The organism is Variovorax gossypii (assembly GCF_003965815.1).
Taxonomy (GTDB): Bacteria; Pseudomonadota; Gammaproteobacteria; order Burkholderiales; family Burkholderiaceae_C; genus Variovorax; species Variovorax gossypii.
This window is the reverse complement of sequence record NZ_RXOE01000006.1, coordinates 308,029-327,217: the sequence shown is the minus strand read 5'-3', so window position 1 is coordinate 327,217 and position 19,189 is coordinate 308,029. Positions and strand designations below refer to the sequence as shown.

At 68.9% G+C, this 19,189-nt stretch carries 18 protein-coding genes; 13 read left to right on the top strand and 5 right to left on the bottom strand.

What is annotated here, in order from left to right:
* Positions 1-28 precede the first annotated feature (28 nt).
* The 11 genes from hutU (at position 29) to EJP69_RS22095 (ending at position 11,005) form a co-directional block, all read left to right on the top strand.
* Positions 29-1,750, top strand: a complete 1,722-nt coding sequence (gene hutU, locus EJP69_RS22145; protein WP_125952689.1) for a urocanate hydratase — start codon at positions 29-31, stop codon at positions 1,748-1,750.
* A complete protein-coding gene (locus EJP69_RS22140) occupies positions 1,750-2,601 on the top strand; it encodes a phytanoyl-CoA dioxygenase family protein (RefSeq protein WP_126472505.1) in 852 nt (283 codons plus the stop codon). The genes hutU and EJP69_RS22140 overlap by 1 nt, the downstream gene beginning before the upstream one ends.
* Before the next feature lie 133 nt (positions 2,602-2,734).
* Positions 2,735-3,466 (top strand): IclR family transcriptional regulator, encoded by a 732-nt coding sequence (locus tag EJP69_RS22135; protein ID WP_126472504.1) that lies wholly within the window; start codon positions 2,735-2,737, stop codon positions 3,464-3,466.
* Positions 3,467-3,518: 52 nt separating this feature from the next.
* Complete coding sequence (locus EJP69_RS22130; RefSeq protein ID WP_125952686.1) at positions 3,519-4,271, top strand: transporter substrate-binding domain-containing protein; 753 nt, start codon at positions 3,519-3,521, stop codon at positions 4,269-4,271.
* Between the two features lie 7 nt (positions 4,272-4,278).
* The gene (locus EJP69_RS22125; protein ID WP_093307471.1) at positions 4,279-4,947 is read left to right on the top strand and encodes an amino acid ABC transporter permease; all 669 of its coding nucleotides are present in this window, start codon (positions 4,279-4,281) and stop codon (positions 4,945-4,947) included.
* A complete protein-coding gene (locus tag EJP69_RS22120) occupies positions 4,944-5,522 on the top strand; it encodes a HutD/Ves family protein (protein ID WP_093307472.1) in 579 nt (192 codons plus the stop codon). The genes EJP69_RS22125 and EJP69_RS22120 overlap by 4 nt, the downstream gene beginning before the upstream one ends.
* A 27-nt stretch (positions 5,523-5,549) precedes the next feature.
* The gene (gene hutI, locus EJP69_RS22115; RefSeq protein ID WP_126472503.1) at positions 5,550-6,779 is read left to right on the top strand and encodes an imidazolonepropionase; all 1,230 of its coding nucleotides are present in this window, start codon (positions 5,550-5,552) and stop codon (positions 6,777-6,779) included.
* Positions 6,776-8,161, top strand: coding sequence for a formimidoylglutamate deiminase (locus EJP69_RS22110; protein WP_126472502.1), 1,386 nt, complete (start codon positions 6,776-6,778; stop codon positions 8,159-8,161). Before hutI ends, EJP69_RS22110 begins: the two co-directional genes overlap by 4 nt.
* Before the next feature lie 8 nt (positions 8,162-8,169).
* Complete coding sequence (gene hutG / locus EJP69_RS22105; RefSeq protein ID WP_093307475.1) at positions 8,170-8,994, top strand: N-formylglutamate deformylase; 825 nt, start codon at positions 8,170-8,172, stop codon at positions 8,992-8,994.
* 40 nt (positions 8,995-9,034) lie between these two features.
* The gene (locus EJP69_RS22100) at positions 9,035-10,090 is read left to right on the top strand and encodes a homocysteine S-methyltransferase family protein (RefSeq protein ID WP_093206745.1); all 1,056 of its coding nucleotides are present in this window, start codon (positions 9,035-9,037) and stop codon (positions 10,088-10,090) included.
* Between the two features lie 165 nt (positions 10,091-10,255).
* Positions 10,256-11,005, top strand: coding sequence for an SH3 domain-containing protein (locus EJP69_RS22095; RefSeq protein WP_126472501.1), 750 nt, complete (start codon positions 10,256-10,258; stop codon positions 11,003-11,005).
* A 15-nt stretch (positions 11,006-11,020) separates the two neighbouring features.
* Here EJP69_RS22095 and EJP69_RS22090 read toward each other — a convergent pair whose 3' ends face one another.
* The 3 genes from EJP69_RS22090 to EJP69_RS22080 form a co-directional block, all read right to left on the bottom strand.
* A complete protein-coding gene (locus EJP69_RS22090; RefSeq protein ID WP_126472500.1) occupies positions 11,021-12,055 on the bottom strand; it encodes an NADP-dependent oxidoreductase in 1,035 nt (344 codons plus the stop codon).
* Between the two features lie 87 nt (positions 12,056-12,142).
* Complete coding sequence (locus EJP69_RS22085; RefSeq protein WP_126472499.1) at positions 12,143-12,757, bottom strand: TetR/AcrR family transcriptional regulator; 615 nt, start codon at positions 12,755-12,757, stop codon at positions 12,143-12,145.
* 41 nt (positions 12,758-12,798) lie between these two features.
* The gene (locus EJP69_RS22080; RefSeq protein ID WP_093307479.1) at positions 12,799-13,722 is read right to left on the bottom strand and encodes a LysR family transcriptional regulator; all 924 of its coding nucleotides are present in this window, start codon (positions 13,720-13,722) and stop codon (positions 12,799-12,801) included.
* 101 nt (positions 13,723-13,823) lie between these two features.
* On the opposite strand from EJP69_RS22080, the gene EJP69_RS22075 reads away from it, so the two are divergent.
* Positions 13,824-14,264: a PACE efflux transporter gene (locus EJP69_RS22075; protein WP_093206750.1), complete on the top strand. Its 441-nt coding sequence runs from the start codon at positions 13,824-13,826 to the stop codon at positions 14,262-14,264.
* A 45-nt stretch (positions 14,265-14,309) separates the two neighbouring features.
* On the opposite strand, the gene EJP69_RS22070 is transcribed toward EJP69_RS22075, so the two are convergent.
* Together EJP69_RS22070 and EJP69_RS22065 are read right to left on the bottom strand one after the other, a co-directional pair.
* A complete protein-coding gene (locus EJP69_RS22070) occupies positions 14,310-15,242 on the bottom strand; it encodes a lipase secretion chaperone (RefSeq protein WP_126472498.1) in 933 nt (310 codons plus the stop codon).
* A gap of 7 nt (positions 15,243-15,249) precedes the next feature.
* Complete coding sequence (locus tag EJP69_RS22065; RefSeq protein ID WP_126472528.1) at positions 15,250-16,140, bottom strand: esterase/lipase family protein; 891 nt, start codon at positions 16,138-16,140, stop codon at positions 15,250-15,252.
* A 309-nt stretch (positions 16,141-16,449) separates the two neighbouring features.
* Between EJP69_RS22065 and metH the strand changes: the two genes are divergently transcribed.
* Entirely contained in the window at positions 16,450-19,188 is a 2,739-nt protein-coding gene (gene metH / locus EJP69_RS22060) for a methionine synthase (protein WP_126472497.1), read from the top strand.
* Position 19,189 lies beyond the last annotated feature (1 nt).

The window sequence follows — 19,189 nt, the reverse complement described above, 5'->3', positions numbered from 1 at the left end:
AACACACCCCGATTAGGAGAACCACGCCATGAACGCTCCCGACAAATTCGCCCTGAACACCGCCACCGACCCGCGCCACGACCCGACGCGCGTGATCCGCGCCCCGCGCGGCAGCGAGCTCAACTGCAAGAGCTGGCTCACCGAGGCCCCCTTCCGCATGCTGCAGAACAACCTCGACGCCGAGGTGGCCGAGCGCCCGCAGGACCTGGTGGTGTACGGCGGCATCGGCCGCGCCGCGCGCGACTGGGCCTGCTACGACCAGATCCTCGCCTCGCTGAAGGAACTGAATGACGACGAGACGCTGCTCATTCAGTCGGGCAAGCCCGTCGGCGTTTTCAAGACGCACGAGAACGCGCCGCGCGTGCTGCTCGCCAATTCGAACCTCGTGCCGAAGTGGGCCAACTGGGAGCACTTCAACGAGCTCGACCGCAAGGGCCTCTTCATGTACGGCCAAATGACGGCAGGAAGCTGGATCTACATCGGCAGCCAGGGCATCGTGCAGGGCACCTTCGAGACCTTCGTGGAAGCCGGCCGCCAGCACTACAACAACAGCCTGGCCGGCAAATGGATCCTCACGGCCGGCCTGGGCGGCATGGGCGGCGCGCAGCCTCTCGCGGCCACGCTGGCCGGCGCAGTGTCGCTGAACATCGAGTGCCAGCAGTCGAGCATCGACTTCCGCCTGCGCACCCGCTACGTCGACAAGCAGGCGCGCGACATCGACCACGCCTTCGAGCTCATCAAGCAGCACTGCGACGCGAAGGAAGCCGTGTCGATCGCGCTGCTGGGCAATGCGGCCGAGATCCTGCCGGAGCTGGTGAAGCGCGCTAAGGCCGGTGGCCTCAAGCCTGACCTCGTGACCGACCAGACCTCCGCGCACGACCTCATTAACGGCTACCTGCCCGCCGGCTGGAGCGTGCCGCAATGGCAAGCCGCCATGAAGGACGCCTCGCAGCACGACGCGCTGAAGAAGGCCGCCGCCAAGTCGTGCGCCGTGCACGTGCAGGCCATGCTCGACTTCCAGGCCATGGGCATTCCCACGGTCGACTACGGCAACAACATCCGCCAGGTGGCCTTCGACGAGGGCGTGAAGAACGCATTCGACTTCCCGGGCTTCGTGCCGGCCTACATCCGCCCGCTGTTCTGCGAAGGCAAGGGCCCGTTCCGCTGGGTGGCGCTCTCGGGCGACCCGGAAGACATCTACAAGACCGACGCCAAGATCAAGGAGCTGTTCCCCGAGAACAAGCACACGCACCGCTGGCTCGACATGGCGCGCGAACGCATCGCCTTCCAGGGCCTGCCCGCGCGCATCTGCTGGCTGGGCCTGGGCGAGCGCCACATCGCGGGCCTGGCCTTCAACGAGATGGTGAAGAACGGCGAGCTGAAGGCGCCGATCGTCATCGGCCGCGACCACCTCGACACCGGCTCGGTTGCCAGCCCCAACCGCGAGACCGAGGCCATGAAGGACGGCACCGATGCCGTGAGCGACTGGCCGCTGCTCAACGCGCTGCTCAACACGGCCGGCGGCGCCACCTGGGTCAGCCTGCACCACGGCGGCGGCGTGGGCATGGGCTACTCGCAGCACTCGGGCGTGGTGATCGTGTGCGATGGCACCGACGCGGCAGCCAAGCGCATCGAGCGCGTGCTCTTCAACGACCCGGCCACCGGCGTGATGCGCCATGCCGACGCGGGCTACGACATCGCCGTGGCCACCGCGAAGAAGCAGGGCCTGAAGCTGCCGATGGTGAAGTGATGGCAGGCGCAGCCTTGCCCGATGCCCTGGAATTGCAGCGCCGCGCGCGGGAGCGCGTGGACGACGAACTCGTCGCGCAATTCCAGCGCGACGGCGCAGTCTGCATCCGCCAGCTGCTCACGTCCGACGAGCTCGCGCTGCTGCGCGACGGCATCGAGGCCAACCTCGCCGCGCCCAGCCCGCGCGCCAAGATCGCGAGCCGGCCCGACGATCCGGGCCGCTTTTTCGAGGACTTCTGCAACTGGCAGGAGATCGGCGAATTCCGCCGATTCATCTTCGAGGCGCCGCTCGCGCAACTCGCGCAGCGGTTGATGGGCTCGAACACCGTGCGCCTGTACCACGACCACCTGCTCGTGAAGGAGCCCGGCACGCGCCAGCGCACGCCGTGGCACCAGGACCAGCCCTACTACAACATCGAGGGCGAGCAGAACGTCAGCATGTGGATTCCGGTCGATCCGGTGTCGCGCGCCGCCACGCTCGAATTCGTGGCCGGCTCCCACAAGGGGCCGTGGCTGATGCCGCGCACCTTCATGGACAACCACGCCAAATGGTTCCCCGAAGGCAGCCTGGAAGACCTGCCCGACATCGAGGGCGCGCGCGAGCGCTTTCCCATCGTGGGCTGGAACATCGAGCCCGGCGACTTCGTCTGCTTCCACATGCTCACGCTGCATGCGGCGGCCGGCGTGGAAGGGCCGAACCGGCGCCGCGTGTTCTCGGTGCGCTTCCTGGGCGACGACATCCGCCACGCGCCGCGCAGCTGGAAGACCTCGCCCGATTTCCCCGGGCTGGCCGACACGCTGCCGGCGGGCGCGCCCATGGACGACGCGCGCTTTCCGCTGCTGGTGGGCTAGGCATGCTAGCTCCGCTTTAAGCCGAAGGTAGAAAGAAAAAGCAGGCCCATTCCCACTCGATGGGAATGAAGGCTTGGAAGTGGGAACGGCGGGCAAGATACTGCACGCCGGTTCCATTCATCCGATCGACCGCATGACGACCCCGACCGACGCCCCCGCCAACGACCGCGCGCTCTTCGTGCTGTCGGTGCTGGCGCAGAGCAAGGCGGCGATGACCGCGGCCGAGCTGGTGCGGGCCACCGGCCTGTCGCAGAGCACGCTGTACCGGCAGATCGCCACGCTGCGTCGCTGGGGCTTCGTGATGGAGTCCGACGGCCGCTACTCGCCGGGCCCGGTCAGCGTGCAGCTGGCCACCGGCTTCGACGGCAACTCCGACCTCGTGATCGCCGCGCGCGCCGACATGCGCGCGCTGGCGCAGCAAAGCCACGAGAGCGTGGCGCTGGTCACGGCCGTGAACGACCGCGTCGTGTGCCTGGAGATGATCGACAGCGAGCAGTCGCTGCGCTGCTCCTTCGACCGCGGCCGCAGCGTGCCCGCGCGCGACGGCGCCAGCGCCAAGTGCCTGCTGGCCCACATGCCGCTCGACCAGCGCGACGCCCTGCTCGACGGGCTTGCCGAAAGCCCCGAGCGCCGCGCCGAGCGCGCCGCCGAACTCGACGCCATCCGCGAAGCCGGCCATGCCGTGACCCACGGCGAGGTCGATGCCGGCGTGTGGGGTGCGAGCGCGCCGGTGCTTTCCCCGGGCCGGCGCCTGCGCGGCGCGATCACGCTGATGGCGCCGCTCACGCGCGTCGAGGGCATGGAAGCTGCATTGCTCCACATGACCGTCGTCACGGCGGCCCGCATCTCGCGGGCGCTGCAGTAGTCGCTGCCGCTTCTTTTCTTCTTCCTTCATTCACACCACGAAAGTCCCTGCCATGAACACCCGCCGCTCCATCGTCGCCGCCGCTCTTTCCGGCCTTGCCATCTTCGGTTTCGCGGGTGCCGCCCACGCGCAGGGCGAGCCGCTGCGCGTGGCCACCGACGCCACCTTCCCGCCGATGGAATTCGTGGAGAACGGCAAGCGCACCGGCTTCGACGTGGAGCTGGTCGAGGCCATCGGCAAGACGCTGGGCCGCAAGATCGAGTGGATCGACATCGACTTCAAGGGCCTGGTGCCGGGCCTCATTTCGAAGCGCTTCGACATGGCCGTCTCGGGCATCTACATCACCGACGAGCGCAAGAAGGTCGTCGACTTCACCGTGCCCTACTACGCAGGCGGCCTCGTGGTGATGGTGAAGGACGGCAACACGGCCATCAAGACGCCGGCCGACATCAACGGCAAGAAGGTCAGCGTGCAGGTGGGCACCAAGTCGGTGAGCTACACGAAGGAAAAATTCCCACAGGTGCAGTTGATGGAAGTCGAGAAGAACCAGGAGATGTTCAACCTCGTCGACATCGGCCGCGCCGACGCCGCCGTGACCGGCAAGCCCGCCGCCTACCAGTACGTGCGCACGCGCGGCGGCCTGAAGGTGCTGCCTGAGCAGATCACCACCGAGGAATACGGCATGGCCATCCGCAAGGACACGCCCGAGCTGACCAAGGCGGTGAACGGCGCGATCGAGAAGCTGAAGGCGGACGGCACCTACGACCAGATCGTGAAGAAGTGGTTCAGCACGGCTGCGAAGTAAGCAGGCCATGGATCTCGATTTCTCGCCAGTCTGGGAAGGCTGGCCCGACCTGCTGCGCGGTGCATTGGTCACGGTGGAGATCACCGCCTGCGCGCTCGCACTGGGCTGCGTGCTGGGCCTGCTGGTCGGCATCGGCCGGCTGAACCCGAAGCGGCGCTGGCTCTATGGCGCATGCACCGCCTACGTGGCGGCCATCCGCGGCACGCCGCTGCTGGTGCAGCTGTTCATTCTGTTCTTCGGCCTGCCGCACTTCGGCATCCTGCTGCCGGCATTCGTGTGCGGCGTGCTGGGGCTCGGCGTGTATTCGGGCGCCTACGTGTCGGAGATCGTGCGCGGCGCGATCCAGTCGATCGACAAGGGGCAGACCATGGCGGCGCAATCGCTGGGCATGACGCCCGGCCTCGCGATGCGCCACATCGTGCTGCCGCAGGCGGTGGTGCGCATGATCCCGCCGCTGGGCAACGAGTTCATCGCGCTGATCAAGAACTCGGCGCTGGTGTCGCTGCTGACGATTCACGACGTGATGCACGAGGGGCAGAAGATCATCAGCGTGTCGTACCGTTCGCTGGAGGTGTACCTGGCCATCGCGGTCGTGTACTTCGTGCTCACCGGCACGATGACGCTGGTGCTGCGGCACTTCGAACAGCGGCTGCGCCAGGGCGGAATGGTGCGATGAGCGGCGGCGTGCTTCGTCATTTCTCGCGCGCCTCGCTGCCCGTGACGCCATGGAAGAACGGCGGCGGCACCACGCAGGAAGTCGCCAGCTGGCCGCAGGGCGCGGGGCTCGACAGCTTCGGCTGGCGCGTGAGCATCGCCACCATCGCGGCGGCGGGGCCGTTCTCGGTGTTCGCGGGCGTGGACCGCAGCATCACGCTGCTCGAAGGCGACGGCGTGCGGCTCTTCACGCACGACGGGCGCATCGACCATCGGCTCGACGTGTCGCACCGGCCCTTTGCCTTCAGCGGCGACGAGGCCATCGACTGCACGCTGCTCGGCGGCGCTTCCAACGACTTCAACGTAATGACGCGGCGCGGCCAGTGGCGCGCCGACGTGCGCGTGCTGGACGGCGCCACGGCCATCGAGGCCGCACCGCACGGCGTGCTGCTGGCGCTGCGCGGCGCATGGCGCCTGAACGATGAAACCTGCCGCGAAGGCGAGGGCCTGCAGTGGGCCGATGTGGCACGGGCTTGGCAGGCGATGCCCGAGGGCGCCGATGCACGGCTGCTCGCGGTGCGCATCCTGCCGGCGTAACCTGCAGACGCAACAACAGGAACTACGATGAAACCCGTCATCAACGAATTCCCCTCGGCCGATGGGCTCTGGACCGGCATCCGCCTTGCCACCGATGCGAACGTGGAAGGCGCCATCGTGGTGGAGCAGGGCGCGATCCGCTGGATCGGCGCCCGCAGCGCTTTGCCGGCGGACTTCGCCGGACTCGAGAAGCACGACGGCGGCGGTGCGCTGGTCACGCCGGGGCTCGTCGACTGCCACACGCACCTCGTCTACGGCGGCCAGCGCGCCAACGAATTCGCGATGCGGCTCGCAGGCGCCACGTACGAAGAAGTGGCGAAGGCCGGCGGCGGCATCGTCTCGTCGGTGCGCGCCACGCGCGAGGCCGATGAAGACACGCTCTTCGCGCAAGCCGCGCCACGGCTCGAGCAGCTGCTGGCCGACGGCGTGTGCGCCATCGAGATCAAGTCGGGCTACGGCCTTTCGCTGGAGCACGAGCGCAAGCAGCTTCGCGTGGCGCGACGCCTCGGCGAAGCCTATGGCGTCACGGTGCGCACGACATTCCTCGGCGCGCATGCGCTGCCGCCCGAGTACGCAGGCCGCAGTGGCGACTACATCGACCTCGTCTGCAACGAGATGCTGCCCGCGCTCGCGGCCGAAGGGCTGGTCGACGCCGTCGACGTGTTCTGCGAACGCATCGCCTTCTCGCTCGCCGAGACCGAGCAGGTCTTCAAGGCCGCGAAGGCGCTGGGCCTGCCGGTGAAGCTGCACGCGGAGCAGCTCTCGGACATGGGCGGCGCGGCGCTGGCCGCGCGCTATGGCGCGCTGTCGTGCGACCACATCGAGCACCTGTCGGCCGAAGGCATCGAGGCGATGCGCCGCTCCGGCACCGTGGCCGTGCTGCTGCCGGGCGCCTACTACGCGCTGCGCGACACCCACCTGCCGCCCATCGCCGCGCTGCGCGCCGCGGGCGTGCCGATGGCGGTGTCCACCGACCACAACCCCGGCACCTCGCCCGCGCTGAGCCTGCTGCTGATGGTGAACATGGCCTGCACGCTGTTCCGCCTCACGGTGCCCGAGGCGCTCGACGGCGTCACCGTGCACGCGGCGCGCGCGCTGGGCCTGCAGGACACGCACGGCGCCATCGCGCCCGGGATGCCCGCCAACTTCGTGCTGTGGAACGTGCGCGAAGCGGCCGAGCTCGCCTACTGGTTCGGACAGCAGCCCGTGCGCGCGGTGGTGCGGCAGGGGCGCATCGCCATTGGAGCCAACGCATGACGACAAACACTCTTTTCGCGGCCGATGCGCTGCTGCCCGAGGGCTGGGCCAGGAACGTCCTGCTGGCCTGGGACGACGCGGGCCGGCTCACGCAGGTGCAGGCCAACGCGTCGCGGCCCGCCGACACGGAGGCCGCGCGCGGCCCCGTGATCCCCGGCACGCCCAACCTGCATTCGCACGCTTTCCAGCGCGCCTTCGCAGGCCTCACCGAGCATCGCGCCGAGCAGCACGACAGCTTCTGGAGCTGGCGCACGCTGATGTACCGCTTTGCCGCGCGCCTCGGCCCGCAGCACATGGAAGCCATCGCGACCTGGCTCTACACCGAAATGCTGGAAGCGGGCTACACCGGCGTGTGCGAGTTCCAGTACGTGCACCACGACGTGGACGGCCGCCCGTACGCCGACGACGCCACGCTGAGCCTCGCACTGCTGAGCGCCGCGAAGAAGACCGGCATCGGCTTCACGCTGCTGCCGGTGCTCTACCAGACCGGCGGCTTCGGCGAGCAGCCGCCCACGGAGGGACAGCGCCGCTTCGTCCGCTCGACCGAATCGATGCTGCGTTTGCTCGAAGCGCTCAAGCCGGTGTGCGATGCACAGGGCGCGCGCCTCGGCCTCGCGCCGCATTCGCTTCGCGCCGTGCCGCCCGAAGGTTTGCGCGACGCTGTCGCGGGGCTCGAAGCCATCGACCGCACAGCGCCCATCCACATCCACATCGCCGAGCAGACGAAGGAAGTGGACGACTGCGTGGCCTGGAGCGGCCTGCGCCCGGTGGAGTGGCTGCTCGACCACGCGCCGGTCGACGAGCGCTGGTGCCTCGTGCACGCCACCCACATGAACGACGCCGAGTACGAATACGCGGCCCGTAGCGGCGCGGTGGCGGGCCTGTGCCCGACCACCGAGGCGAACCTCGGCGACGGCATCTTCGACTTCGCCAAGTGGCGCACCCACGGCGGCGCCTGGGGCGTGGGCTCGGACAGCCACGCCAGCGTGAACGCGGCCGAGGAACTGCTGATGCTCGAATACAGCCAGCGCCTGGCCCGGCGCCAGCGCAACGTCGGCGCCAGCACGGCGCAGCCGCATGTCGCCACCGCGCTGACGCTGGAGGCGGTGCAGGGCGGGGCGCGAGCCTCGGGCCGTGCCGTGGCCGGTCTCGCGGCGGGGCAGCAGGCCGACTTCGCGGTGCTCGACGCTTCGCACGTCGCGCTGCAGGGCTTGTCGGCGCCCGATATGCTGTCCGCCCACGTCTTCGCGAGCCACCGCACCTCGGCCATCGACAGCGTATGGGTGGCGGGCCACCCCCGCGTCTCGGCCGGCCGCCACGCGCTGCACGACGAAGCCGCCGCTGCCTTCGTGGCCGCGCGCACCCAACTGCTACAGGATTGATCCCCACCATGGCCTTCACCACCAACGAGCCGCCGTTCCGCTTCCGCCAGGGCACGCGCCCGCTGCTGATCTCGATGCCGCACGTCGGCACCCATGTGCCGCCCGCGCTGGCCGCCCGCCTCACGGAAGAGGCGCGCCACGTGCCCGACACCGACTGGCACCTCGAGCGGCTCTACGACTTCGCCGACGAACTGGGCGCATCGGTGCTCGTCGCCACGCATTCGCGCTACGTGATCGACCTGAACCGTCCGCCGGACGGCGCGAGCCTGTACCCGGGCCAGAGCGTGACGGGCCTTTGCCCGGTCGACACCTTCGACGACACGCCGCTGTACGCCAACGCCGCCGACGTGCCGGGCGAGGCCGAAGTCGCCGAGCGCCGCGACGCCATCTGGCAGCCGTACCACGCCAAGCTGGCCGAAGAACTCGCCCGCATCCGCGCGCAGCACGGCGTGGCCGCGCTGTGGGACGCGCACTCCATCCGCTCGGTGCTGCCGCGCTTCTTCGAAGGCAAGCTGCCCGACCTGAACCTGGGCACAGGCAAGGGCATCAGCTGCGACCCGGCGCTGGCGCAGACGCTGCTGGGCATCGCCGAGAGCGCCACCGGCTACACCGGCGTGCTCAACGGCCGCTTCACCGGCGGCTACATCACGCGCAACTACGGCAACCCCGCGCAGAACGTGCACGCGGTGCAGCTGGAGATGACGCAGTCGAGCTACATGCAGGAAAAGCTGCCCTTCGACTACCTGCCCGAGGTGGCGGCGGGCGTGCAGCCGCATGTGCGGCGCATGATCGAGGCGGTGCTGGCCTTCGTCGAAGGCCGCGCAAAGAACTGACGGCGGGCAGGGATAGGGCCTCTTCCTACAATCGGGGCCTATGAAGCCCCTCGTCTACACCCGCGGCCAGGCACTGCCCGGCATCCTCGCCAAGCGCATCGCCATCCTCGATGGCGCCATGGGCACGATGATCCAGCGCTTCAAGCTCACCGAGGAGCAGTACCGCGGCGAGCGCTTCAAGGATTTCGATCGCGACATCAAGGGCAACAACGAGCTGCTGTCGCTCACGCGGCCCGACGTGATCCGCGACATCCACGAGGGCTACCTCGCGGCCGGCGCCGACCTGATCGAGACCAACACCTTCGGCGCGACCACCATCGCGCAGGAGGACTACAAGATGGCGCATCTCGCGCGCGAGATGAACCTCGAATCCGCGAAGCTCGCGCGCGCTGCCTGCGACAAGTTCAGCACGCCCGACAAGCCGCGCTTCGTGGCCGGCGCCCTCGGCCCGACGCCCAAGACGGCGAGCATCAGCCCCGACGTGAACGACCCGGGCGCGCGCAACGTCAACTTCGAGGAGCTGCGCGCGGCCTACTACGAGCAGACCGAGGCGCTGGTCGAGGGCGGCGCCGACGTGATCCTGGTCGAGACCATCTTCGACACGCTCAACGCCAAGGCCGCGCTGTTCGCGGTCGACGAGTACTTCCACAACAGCGGGCAGCGCCTGCCGCTCATCATCAGCGGCACGGTGACCGACGCCTCGGGCCGCATCCTCAGCGGCCAGACCGTCACCGCCTTCTGGCACAGCGTGCGCCACGCGCAGCCGCTGGCCATCGGCCTGAACTGCGCGCTGGGCGCGGCGCTGATGCGCCCGTACATCCAGGAGCTGGCGCGCGTGGCCGGCGACACCTTCATCAGCTGCTATCCGAACGCGGGCCTGCCCAACCCGATGAGCGACACCGGCTTCGACGAGACGCCGGATGTCACCTCGCGCCTGCTGCACGAGTTCGCGGCCGAGGGGCTGGTGAACATCGTGGGCGGCTGCTGCGGCACGACGCCGGATCACATCGCGGCGATCGGCAAGGCAGTGGCGCCTGTTGCGGGCCGTGCCCTCGGCAGCAGCAACGCCGCCGGCTTCTACAAAGAGGCTGCGTAGCTGGCTCTCCCCCAGGCTTCGCGCACTTCGTGTCGCTGCGCCAACCCCCTTCCGGGGCAACACCTGCGGCCCGGCGAAGCCGGTTCCACGGTGCTCCTGGAATCAGGCCTGCGCTGATTGACGGGCTGGGGCCCCCGGCCTAGGCTGGGCGCAAGGAGCCTTGCCATGAACTCACTCGCACAACGCTGGGCCGCCGTTGGCGCGCTTGCCCTGGCGCTTCCGCTCGCGGCGCAGGCGCAGCAGGCCTTCACGCGCGGCGCGGTCAACCTGCGCGCCGGGCCTTCGGGCGACTATCCGCTGGTGGCGCGGCTCGGACCGGGCCAGCCGCTCGAGGTGGTCGGCTGCACCAGCGGCTATGGCTGGTGCGACGTGGTGCTGCCCGACGGCGGGCGCGGCTGGATCTGGGCGCGCAACCTCGACTACGCCTACCAGGAGCAGCGCGTGCCGCTGGTCACCTACGGCGCGCTGATCGGCGTGCCGATCATCGGCTTCGCGATCGGCAGCTACTGGGCCGACTACTACCGCGACCGGCCTTGGTACGGCGACCGGCGCTGGTGGGGCAGCAGGCCGCCTCCGCCGCCCGTGGCGGGCTGGCGTCCGCCGCCGCCGGTGCGGCCGGGGTGGCAGCCGCATCCGTGGCAGCCGGGGCCCGGTTTCCGTCCACCCGGTCCAGGGTTCCGCCCGCCGCCTGGGCCGGGCTTCCGGCCACCGCATCCGCCCGGCGTTCGTCCGCCGGTCGATCCGGGCGTCAGGCCGCCACGGCCGCAGCCGGGATTCCGTCCGGGGCCGTCGCCGGGCATGCCGCATCCGCATCCGGGTGGGGGCGGGCATCGCGGGGGCGGTCATGGCGATGGCCGCGGTGACGGTCGTGGTGAGGGTCGCGGCGGCGGCCACGGAGGCGGGCACCGGAACTGAGTGCCGCCACCGTCCTCAATCTCCGGCGACGTGCACCACGCGCTTGCCGAAATTGCGTCCCTGAAGCAGGCCGATGAATGCGGCCGGCGCGTTCTCCAGGCCGTCGACGCGGTCCTCGCGCAATGTGATGCGGCCTGCGGCGACCCATTCGTCCATCTCGCGCCTGAAGGCGTCGAAGCGCTCGCCGTAGTGGTCGAGGATGACGAAGCCCTGCATGCGGATGCGCTTCTGCAGCAGCGCCGCCGTCAGCAGCGGCAGCCGGTTCGGGCCGGAGGGCAGTTCCTCGCTGTTGTAGTCGGCGATGTGCCCGCACACCGGCACGCGTGCGCCGACGTTGAGCAGCGGCAGCACCGCGTCGAACACCGCGCCGCCGACGTTCTCGAAATAGACGTCGATGCCTTCGGGGCAGGCGGCGGCGAGGCGTGCGGCGAACTCCGGGTCGTGGCGGTCGATGCAGGCGTCGAAGCCCAGCGTCTCGATCGCGTACCGGCACTTGTCCGCCCCGCCCGCGATGCCGACCACGCGCGCGCCCTTGAGCCGCGCGATCTGCCCGACCACTGAGCCGACCGCGCCGGTCGCCGCGGCCACCACCACGGTCTCTCCGGGCTTCGGCTGGCCAATGTCGAGCAGGCCCACATGCGCGGTGAACGCCGGCATGCCCAGCCCGCCCAGTGCCAGCGAGGGCCGGGCCATGTCGCCGAGCGGCATCAGGTCCTGGCCGTCGGACAGCGCGTAGTCCTGCCAGCCGGCGTTGCCGAGCACGAGATCGCCGGGGCGGAACTGCGGATTCCTTGAAGCGACGACGCGGTTGACCGTGCCGCCCGGCATCGCCTCGCCCACCTGCACCGAGGCGGGCGCGTAGAGCGGCGGGATCTCGTCCATCAGCTGGCGCATGTACGGATCGAGCGACAGGTGCAGCGTGCGCAGCAGCACCTGGCCGTCGCCGGGCGTGGGAAGGGGGCTTTCCTCAAGGCGGAAGTTCTCCGGCGTGGGAAGGCCGCGCGGCCGGGCGGCGAGGACGATGCGGCGGTTGACGTTGCTCTGGGACATGGGTCATGGCTCCTTGGTGAATAGACCAGTCGTCTAGTGGATGGGCGAAAAAAAGCGGGAGCGCGCTCGCCTCCCGCTTCGTGGGTTTCAGTGGTCCGAAGACAGGCCCAGCTGCTGCCGGGTGTCGCGCATCGCCGCGTCCAGCGACGAGCGGTCGCGCGTGATCTTGGCCAGCAGGCTGGCGCCGAGCCAGCGCTGGTAGAGCGCGATGGCGACGCCCTGGGCGTCCTGCCCCTGCGGCATCGACCCGATCGAGCCGTCCGCCCGCCCGGCCTCGATGCAGCCTGCAAGCCGGTCGGTGATGCCGCGCGTTCCGCGCGCGAGCGCCGAGCGCATGCTCTCGGACAGGTCGCAGACCTCCGCGCCGAGCTTGACGACGAGGCAGCGGCTTTGCGCCTCGTCGCCGGTCTGCGAGTCGAGCCAGTCGTCGAAATAGGCGATCAGCCGTTGGGCGGCGGTGCCGGGCCCCCCGGTGAGGAGGGTGTCGGTGCGCCCCAGGTACTCGGTGAAATAGGCTTCCAGCACCGCCTCGCCGAAGACTTCCTTGGAGCCGAAGTAGTGATAGAACGAGCCCTTCGGCACCTTCGCCGCCGCCAGTACTTCGGCCAGCCCGACGCCGGTGAAGCCCTTCCGCAGCAGCAGCGGGTGGGCCACGTCGAGGATGTGCTGGCGGACGTCTGTGATGGGGGCGATCGCGTTCATGGACCGCACTCTAGCGACAATTAGACCAGTCGTCTAGTCGCTCAGATCCCGCCTGTCTTGGGGCTGCATTCGCCAGCCGGCGCCCGGCCCTTGGCGATCAGATTCACGAAATGCTGGGCTCCCAGGCCGAGTGGGCGCTCACGTGACCACACCACGTCCACCCACAGGTCCAGCCCGTTGCTGAGGTTCTCGAACGGGATCTCGACCAGCGCACCCGCCGCCACGTGCGGCCCGGCGAAGTTGCGCGCCAGCCAGCCCCAGCCCAATCCGGCGGTGATCAAGCTCAGCGCGGCCAGCGCGTTGTCGGTGCGCCAGACGTGGCGCGCGAACACGAAGCGCGGGTCGCTGGTGGCGAGATCGCGGCCGGCCACGACGATCTGGCGGGTGTTGGTCAGGTGGTCTTCGCGCAGCCGGCCGCCGTTGGCCGCGAGCACGGGGTGGTCGGGCGCCATCACCGCCACCATGAGCTCGCTGCCCACTTCCTGGAAGCCTTCGCGCCCGTCGAGGCTGGGGCGCTCGAACACCAGCGCCAGTTGAGCTCGCCCGCTGTGCAGCAGCGCCAGCGCGTCGGCCTGCGGGGCCGCCAGCACCTCGACCTGCAGCAGCGGATGCTCCCGCGCCAGCTCGGCCAGCGGGCCGCTCCAGGGCGCGGCCAGCAGCTCGGGCGCGATGGCCAGCGTGAGCCGGTCTTCCAGCCCCTGCGTGAGCGCCAGCGCCTGCACCTGCAGCTGCTTGAGCTGGGCCGCCAGCAGCCGCGCCTGAGGCTCCAGCGAACGCGCGGCGGGGGTGGGCTGGGGCTCGCGGCCGCTGCGGTCGAACAGCTGCAGGTCGAGTTCGGCCTCGAGGTTGGCGATGGCCATGCTCACGGCCGACGGCACCCTGCCCAGCGCCCGTGCGGCGGCCGAGAAAGAGCCGTGGTCGATCACGGCCAGGAAGACTTCGACGTTGTCGCTGGAAAAAGCCATGGCATCTGACCTATCAATAGAACTGAAACAAGTTAACTTTTTATATCAGCGAACAACAAATAAAGTCCAGTCATCGCATCAACGAACACAGAGAGAAAGCCATGCAAGGGATTCAGCGTCGCATCGTCTACATCAGCCTCTACGAAGGCATCGCCATCGTGGCCGCCAGCGCCGGACTGGCCCTGATGACGGACGCCGGCCTGGGCCATTCGGGCGTGATGGCGGTGGCCGCATCGGTCATCGCGGTGATCTGGAACCTGATCTTCAACTCGCTCTTCGAGCGCTGGGAGTCGCGCCAGGTCGTGCGCGGACGCAGCCTGCGCCGCCGCATCGCGCATGCCATCGGCTTCGAGGGCGGCCTGATCGCCTTCCTGGTGCCGATGTTCGCCTGGGGCCTGGGCGTCACGCTCTGGCAGGCGCTGGTGATGGACCTGGGGCTGGTGGTGTTCTTCCTGGTCTACACCTTCGTCTTCAACTGGGGCTTCGACCGCGTGTTCGGCCTGCCGGCCTCGGCCGCCGCCAAGGTGCCGGTCACGGCCTGAGGCCGGGCCGGACCTTCCCGCCTTTCCTGTCGCCCTCCTTGCCGGTCATGGCGGGGAGGGCGTTTTTCTTTTCTCGCCGGCCGCCCGCATTTCGAGCGCGGCCTGAAGGCGCAACGCCTCCTGCGGCGTGAAGAGCTCGGCCTGCAGCTGCGTCCGCGTGGCTTCGTCGGCGGCGGCGTAGCGCGAGAGGCGGCTCTGCCAGTCCTGCTCCTGCTGGTCGAGTGCGGCGAGCCGCTGCGCCGCCTCGTGGCCGTATTGCTGGGAGCGCTCCGCGAAGCGTTCCTGCGGGCTCGCGCCGCGCGCCTCCAGCGCGGCGGTCTGCTCGCCCACGGCCAGTTGCGCGGTGCTGGCCACGCGGTCGGCCCGCTGCTCGGGCGTGAGCCAGGTCTCCTCGGTCTTCGCGAGGGCCTCGCGCTTCTGTTCGGGCGTGAGGCTCCTGTTGCGCTCGATCTCCAGCTTCTCGACGCTGAATCGGTCGAATTTCTCCTCGGCGCCGAACAGGCCCTCGACCTCTTCGGGAGCGAAGTAGCGCGCCCTGATGCCTGCGCGCGCATCGAGGATCCTGCGCAGCCCCGCCGGATCGCCGATGTCGGCCGCCGGCAGCGCCTCCAGCGCGTTGCGATAGTCGATGTACCGCTCCAGCAGGCCCAACGCGCGCACTCGCCACTCGGGCGGCAGGTACTTGTCGATCTTCGCGCGCATCTCGGCCATCAGGCCTTCCTTGTCGCGGGCCTGGCTGTCGTCGAGCATCTGCTCGAAGGTGCGCAGCAGGCCGGGCGTCAGCAGCGGATCGGGAGCGTGGACGCTTGTGCCGGATGCGGCGGTGGAGACGGCCGGCAGCGCGGACGAGGCGGCCGGCCCGGCCGCCGAAGCGACCGCGGGAGCCGGCGCCTCCTCGCCGCCGGCCAGCCACCACGCCGCGCCCGCTGCCAGCACCACCGCGGCCGCCGCGAGCGGCCGCAGGAGCTTGCGGGGCATCGTTTCCTCAGAGGCCGAGCTGCTTCAGCTTCGCCGCCTGGTTCACGTAGAGCGTCACCGGGCTCACCGAGAACAGGTCGCGCAGCCCGAGCATCTGGTTGACCTCGTCCAGGTGGTTCTGCCGGTAGCTGCCGAGGTAGGTGCCCAGGCGCGCGCTGCAGGTCGACACCAGGCCGTCGTTGGCTTCGCCGTGCACCACGCCCGCCAGCGACAGCGGGTAGTCGGACGCGTCGAACACGTTGGTCAGCGGCTGGTTGCCCGACCAGGAGAAGTAGCGCACGCCGTTGACCAGCTCGGTGCCGTTGCCGCAGGCCGTGGTGGGCACGCCGTCGGGGAACTTGGCGTTGAACTTCGCCGAGCCGGCGGTGTTGAGCGAGTTCAGCGCGCCCAGCCCGTTCTGCGGCGTGTTGTTGCCCGAGAGGATGCCGATGAGGCTTGAGAAGGCGTTGACCACGCTCACCACCACGGCCCGGCTGATGCTGCCGTCCGGCAGCGTGTCGCCGAGCACGTCGGCCACCTTGCTGCCCTTGTGCGGGCTGCCCACCGTGGTGACGGAAGCCACCAGCTGCGGCGCCACGCCCGAGACGTAGCGCGCCGTCGGACCGCCGTGCGAATGGCCGATCAGGTTGACCTTGCTCGCGCCGGTGAGCGCCAGCACGTCCTTGACCTGCTTGAGCAACTGCTCGCCGCGCACCTCGCTGCTGTTGGTGGCCGCCACCTCGGCGACGAAGACCTTGGCGCCCTGGGCGCGCAGCTCGCCGGGGATGCCGTACCAGTAGTCGATGCCCGCGACGGTGTCGAAGCCCAGCATGCCGTGCACCAGCACGATCGGATAGGCCGTCTGCGCACTGGTGTTGGCCGCCTGCGCCGTCTGCGTCATGGGCGCGAGCGCCAGCATGCCGCACACCAGCAGCGCGCCGGCCGTCCGCCGTGTCGCGCCGTTCTTCCTGCCCGTCGTCTTTGTCCTCGAAGCCGCAATCCTCTTCAGTCGAATCATCGGAACTCCCTTTGTGGGTTGATCGGTTGGGGGGCACGCAAAAAAGAACGAGCGTGCACTTTTCATTCTGCGAAACAGACGGGGGTGGGAGCGATCCGGACTTTCCCTTTCATGATTCGGACTTACTCCTGCAGTAACTGCAGCGCATGCGAGGGCGATAGACTCCCCCAACCCGCGCACGAATAACCGCTTTTGCCCCCGAGTCCAACCATGTCTTCCCCAATGCCGCCTCCCATGAAGCTCTCAGGCCTGGAGCCGGTCTCCATCGGCGAAGGCACGCTGTTCGTCAACATCGGCGAGCGCACCAACGTCACGGGCTCCAAGGCCTTCGCGCGCATGATCCTCAACGGCCAGTTCGAAGAAGCGCTGGCCGTGGCGCGCCAGCAGGTCGAGAACGGCGCGCAGGTGATCGACGTGAACATGGACGAGGCCATGCTCGACAGCAAGGCCGCGATGGTCCGCTTCCTCAACCTCATCGCCAGCGAGCCCGACATCGCGCGCGTGCCGGTGATGGTCGACAGCTCGAAGTGGGAGGTCATCGAGGCGGGCCTGCGCTGCATCCAGGGCAAGGGCATCGTCAACTCCATCTCCATGAAGGAGGGCGTCGACAAGTTCAAGCACGAGGCCATGCTGGTGAAGCGCTACGGCGCCGCCGCCGTGGTGATGGCCTTCGACGAGAAGGGCCAGGCCGACACCTACGCGCGCAAGATCGAGATCTGCGAGCGCGCCTACCGCATCCTGGTGGACGAGGTGGGCTTCCCGCCCGAGGACATCATCTTCGACCCGAACATCTTCGCCATTGCCACCGGCATCGAGGAGCACGACAACTACGCGGTCGACTTCATCGAGGCCGTGCGCTGGATCAAGCAGAACCTGCCGGGTGCGAAGGTGTCGGGCGGCGTGTCGAACGTGAGCTTCAGCTTCCGCGGAAACGACCCGGTGCGCGAGGCCATCCACACCGTGTTCCTGTACCACGCGATCAAGGCGGGCATGGACATGGGCATCGTCAACGCCGGCATGGTGGGCGTGTACGACGACCTCGAGCCCGGCCTGCGCGAGCGCGTCGAAGACGTGGTGCTCAACCGCCGCCCCGATGCCGGCGAGCGCCTCGTCGAAGTGGCCGAGACCGCCAAGAGCGGCGCCAAGGACGACAGCAAGAAGCTCGAATGGCGCGGCACGCCGGAGAACCCGGTGCCGGTCAACCAGCGCCTGTCGCACGCGATGGTGCACGGCATCACCGACTTCATCGTCGAAGACACGGAAGAGGCCTACCGCGCGATCCTCGCCACCGGCGGCCGTCCGCTGCACGTGATCGAAGGCCCGCTGATGGACGGCATGAACATCGTGGGCGACCTGTTCGGCCAGGGCAAGATGTTCCTGCCGCAGGTGGTGAAGTCGGCGCGTGTGATGAAGTCGGCCGTGGCCCACCTCATTCCCTACATCGAGGAAGAAAAGCGCCAGGACGAGGCCGCGGGCCGCGACGTGCGCACCAAGGGCAAGATCATCATCGCCACCGTGAAGGGCGACGTGCACGACATCGGCAAGAACATCGTCACAGTCGTGCTCCAGTGCAACAACTTCGAAGTGGTGAACATGGGCGTGATGGTCCCGTGCCACGAGATCCTCGCGAAGGCGAAGGTCGAGGGCGCGGACATCGTGGGCCTGTCGGGCCTCATCACGCCGAGCCTGGAAGAAATGCAGTACGTGGCCGGCGAGATGCAGAAGGACGACCACTTCCGCATCAAGAAGATTCCGCTGCTGATCGGCGGCGCCACCACCAGCCGCGTGCACACGGCCGTGAAGATCGCGCCGCACTACGAGGGCCCCGTGGTCTACGTGCCCGACGCCTCGCGCAGCGTGAGCGTGGCGCAGAGCCTGCTGAGCGACCAGGCCACGGCGTACATCGACGAGATCAACGCCGACTACCACAAGGTGCGCGAGCAGCACGCCAACAAGAAGCAGGTGCCGCTGTGGCCGCTCGCGAAGGCGCGCGCCAACAAGACGCCCGTCGACTTCGCGAACTACCTGCCGCCGGTGCCCAAGTTCATCGGACGGCGCGTATTCAGGAACTTCGACCTGACCGAGCTCGCGAAGTACATCGACTGGGGCCCGTTCTTCCAGACCTGGGACCTGGCGGGCCCGTTCCCGGCCATCCTGAAGGACGAGATCGTCGGCACCGAGGCCGTGCGCGTGTACGGCGACGGCCAGCGCATGCTCAAGCGCCTCATCGAGGGCCGTTGGCTCAGCGCGAGCGGCGTGATCGGCTTCTGGCCCGCCAATACGGTGAACGACGACGACATCGAGCTGTACACCGACGAGTCGCGCAGCGAGGTTGCGCTCACCTGGTACGGCATGCGCCAGCAGACCGAGAAGCACGAGATCGACGGCGTGATGCGCCCGAGCCGCTGCCTGGCCGACTTCGTTGCGCCGAAGGACAGTGGCGTGAAGGACTACGTCGGCATGTTCGCCGTCACGGCCGGCCTGGGCGTGGAGAAGAAGGAAAAGTACTTCGTCGACGACCTCGACGACTATTCGGCCATCATGCTCAAGGCCCTGGCCGACCGGCTGGCCGAGGCCTTCGCCGAGGCGCTGCACCACCGCGTGCGCACCGACCTCTGGGGCTACGCGAGCGACGAGAGCCTGAGCAACGACGACATGATCGCGGAGAAGTACCGCGGCATCCGCCCCGCGCCCGGCTACCCGGCATGCCCCGACCACAGCGTGAAGAAGCCCATGTTCGACCTTCTGAACTGCGCGGACATTGGCATGAGCCTGACGGAAAGCCTCGCTATGATGCCCGCCGCCAGCGTGAGCGGGTTCTACCTGAGCCACCCCGATTCGACGTACTTCAACGTCGGCAAGATCGGGCACGACCAGTTGCAGGACCAGGCCGCGCGGCGCAAGGAAAGCGAAGCCGACCTCGAGCGCCTGCTCGCGCCCAATCTTTGAA

Bases quoted from the DNA above. Each gene is read 5' to 3' on its own strand.
- EJP69_RS22095 (WP_126472501.1), top strand. From the start codon at position 10,256: ATGAACTCACTCGCACAACGCTGGGCCGCCGTTGGCGCGCTTGCCCTG.
- EJP69_RS22130 (WP_125952686.1), top strand. From the start codon at position 3,519: ATGAACACCCGCCGCTCCATCGTCGCCGCCGCTCTTTCCGGCCTTGCC.
- EJP69_RS22140 (WP_126472505.1), top strand. From the start codon at position 1,750: ATGGCAGGCGCAGCCTTGCCCGATGCCCTGGAATTGCAGCGCCGCGCG.
- hutG (WP_093307475.1), top strand. From the start codon at position 8,170: ATGGCCTTCACCACCAACGAGCCGCCGTTCCGCTTCCGCCAGGGCACG.
- EJP69_RS22085 (WP_126472499.1), bottom strand. From the start codon at position 12,757: ATGAACGCGATCGCCCCCATCACAGACGTCCGCCAGCACATCCTCGAC.
- EJP69_RS22075 (WP_093206750.1), top strand. From the start codon at position 13,824: ATGCAAGGGATTCAGCGTCGCATCGTCTACATCAGCCTCTACGAAGGC.
- EJP69_RS22110 (WP_126472502.1), top strand. From the start codon at position 6,776: ATGACGACAAACACTCTTTTCGCGGCCGATGCGCTGCTGCCCGAGGGC.
- EJP69_RS22070 (WP_126472498.1), bottom strand. From the start codon at position 15,242: ATGCCCCGCAAGCTCCTGCGGCCGCTCGCGGCGGCCGCGGTGGTGCTG.
- hutI (WP_126472503.1), top strand. From the start codon at position 5,550: ATGAAACCCGTCATCAACGAATTCCCCTCGGCCGATGGGCTCTGGACC.
- EJP69_RS22090 (WP_126472500.1), bottom strand. From the start codon at position 12,055: ATGTCCCAGAGCAACGTCAACCGCCGCATCGTCCTCGCCGCCCGGCCG.
- EJP69_RS22080 (WP_093307479.1), bottom strand. From the start codon at position 13,722: ATGGCTTTTTCCAGCGACAACGTCGAAGTCTTCCTGGCCGTGATCGAC.
- hutU (WP_125952689.1), top strand. From the start codon at position 29: ATGAACGCTCCCGACAAATTCGCCCTGAACACCGCCACCGACCCGCGC.
- EJP69_RS22100 (WP_093206745.1), top strand. From the start codon at position 9,035: ATGAAGCCCCTCGTCTACACCCGCGGCCAGGCACTGCCCGGCATCCTC.
- EJP69_RS22125 (WP_093307471.1), top strand. From the start codon at position 4,279: ATGGATCTCGATTTCTCGCCAGTCTGGGAAGGCTGGCCCGACCTGCTG.
- EJP69_RS22135 (WP_126472504.1), top strand. From the start codon at position 2,735: ATGACGACCCCGACCGACGCCCCCGCCAACGACCGCGCGCTCTTCGTG.
- EJP69_RS22065 (WP_126472528.1), bottom strand. From the start codon at position 16,140: ATGCTGGCGCTCGCGCCCATGACGCAGACGGCGCAGGCGGCCAACACC.
- metH (WP_126472497.1), top strand. From the start codon at position 16,450: ATGTCTTCCCCAATGCCGCCTCCCATGAAGCTCTCAGGCCTGGAGCCG.
- EJP69_RS22120 (WP_093307472.1), top strand. From the start codon at position 4,944: ATGAGCGGCGGCGTGCTTCGTCATTTCTCGCGCGCCTCGCTGCCCGTG.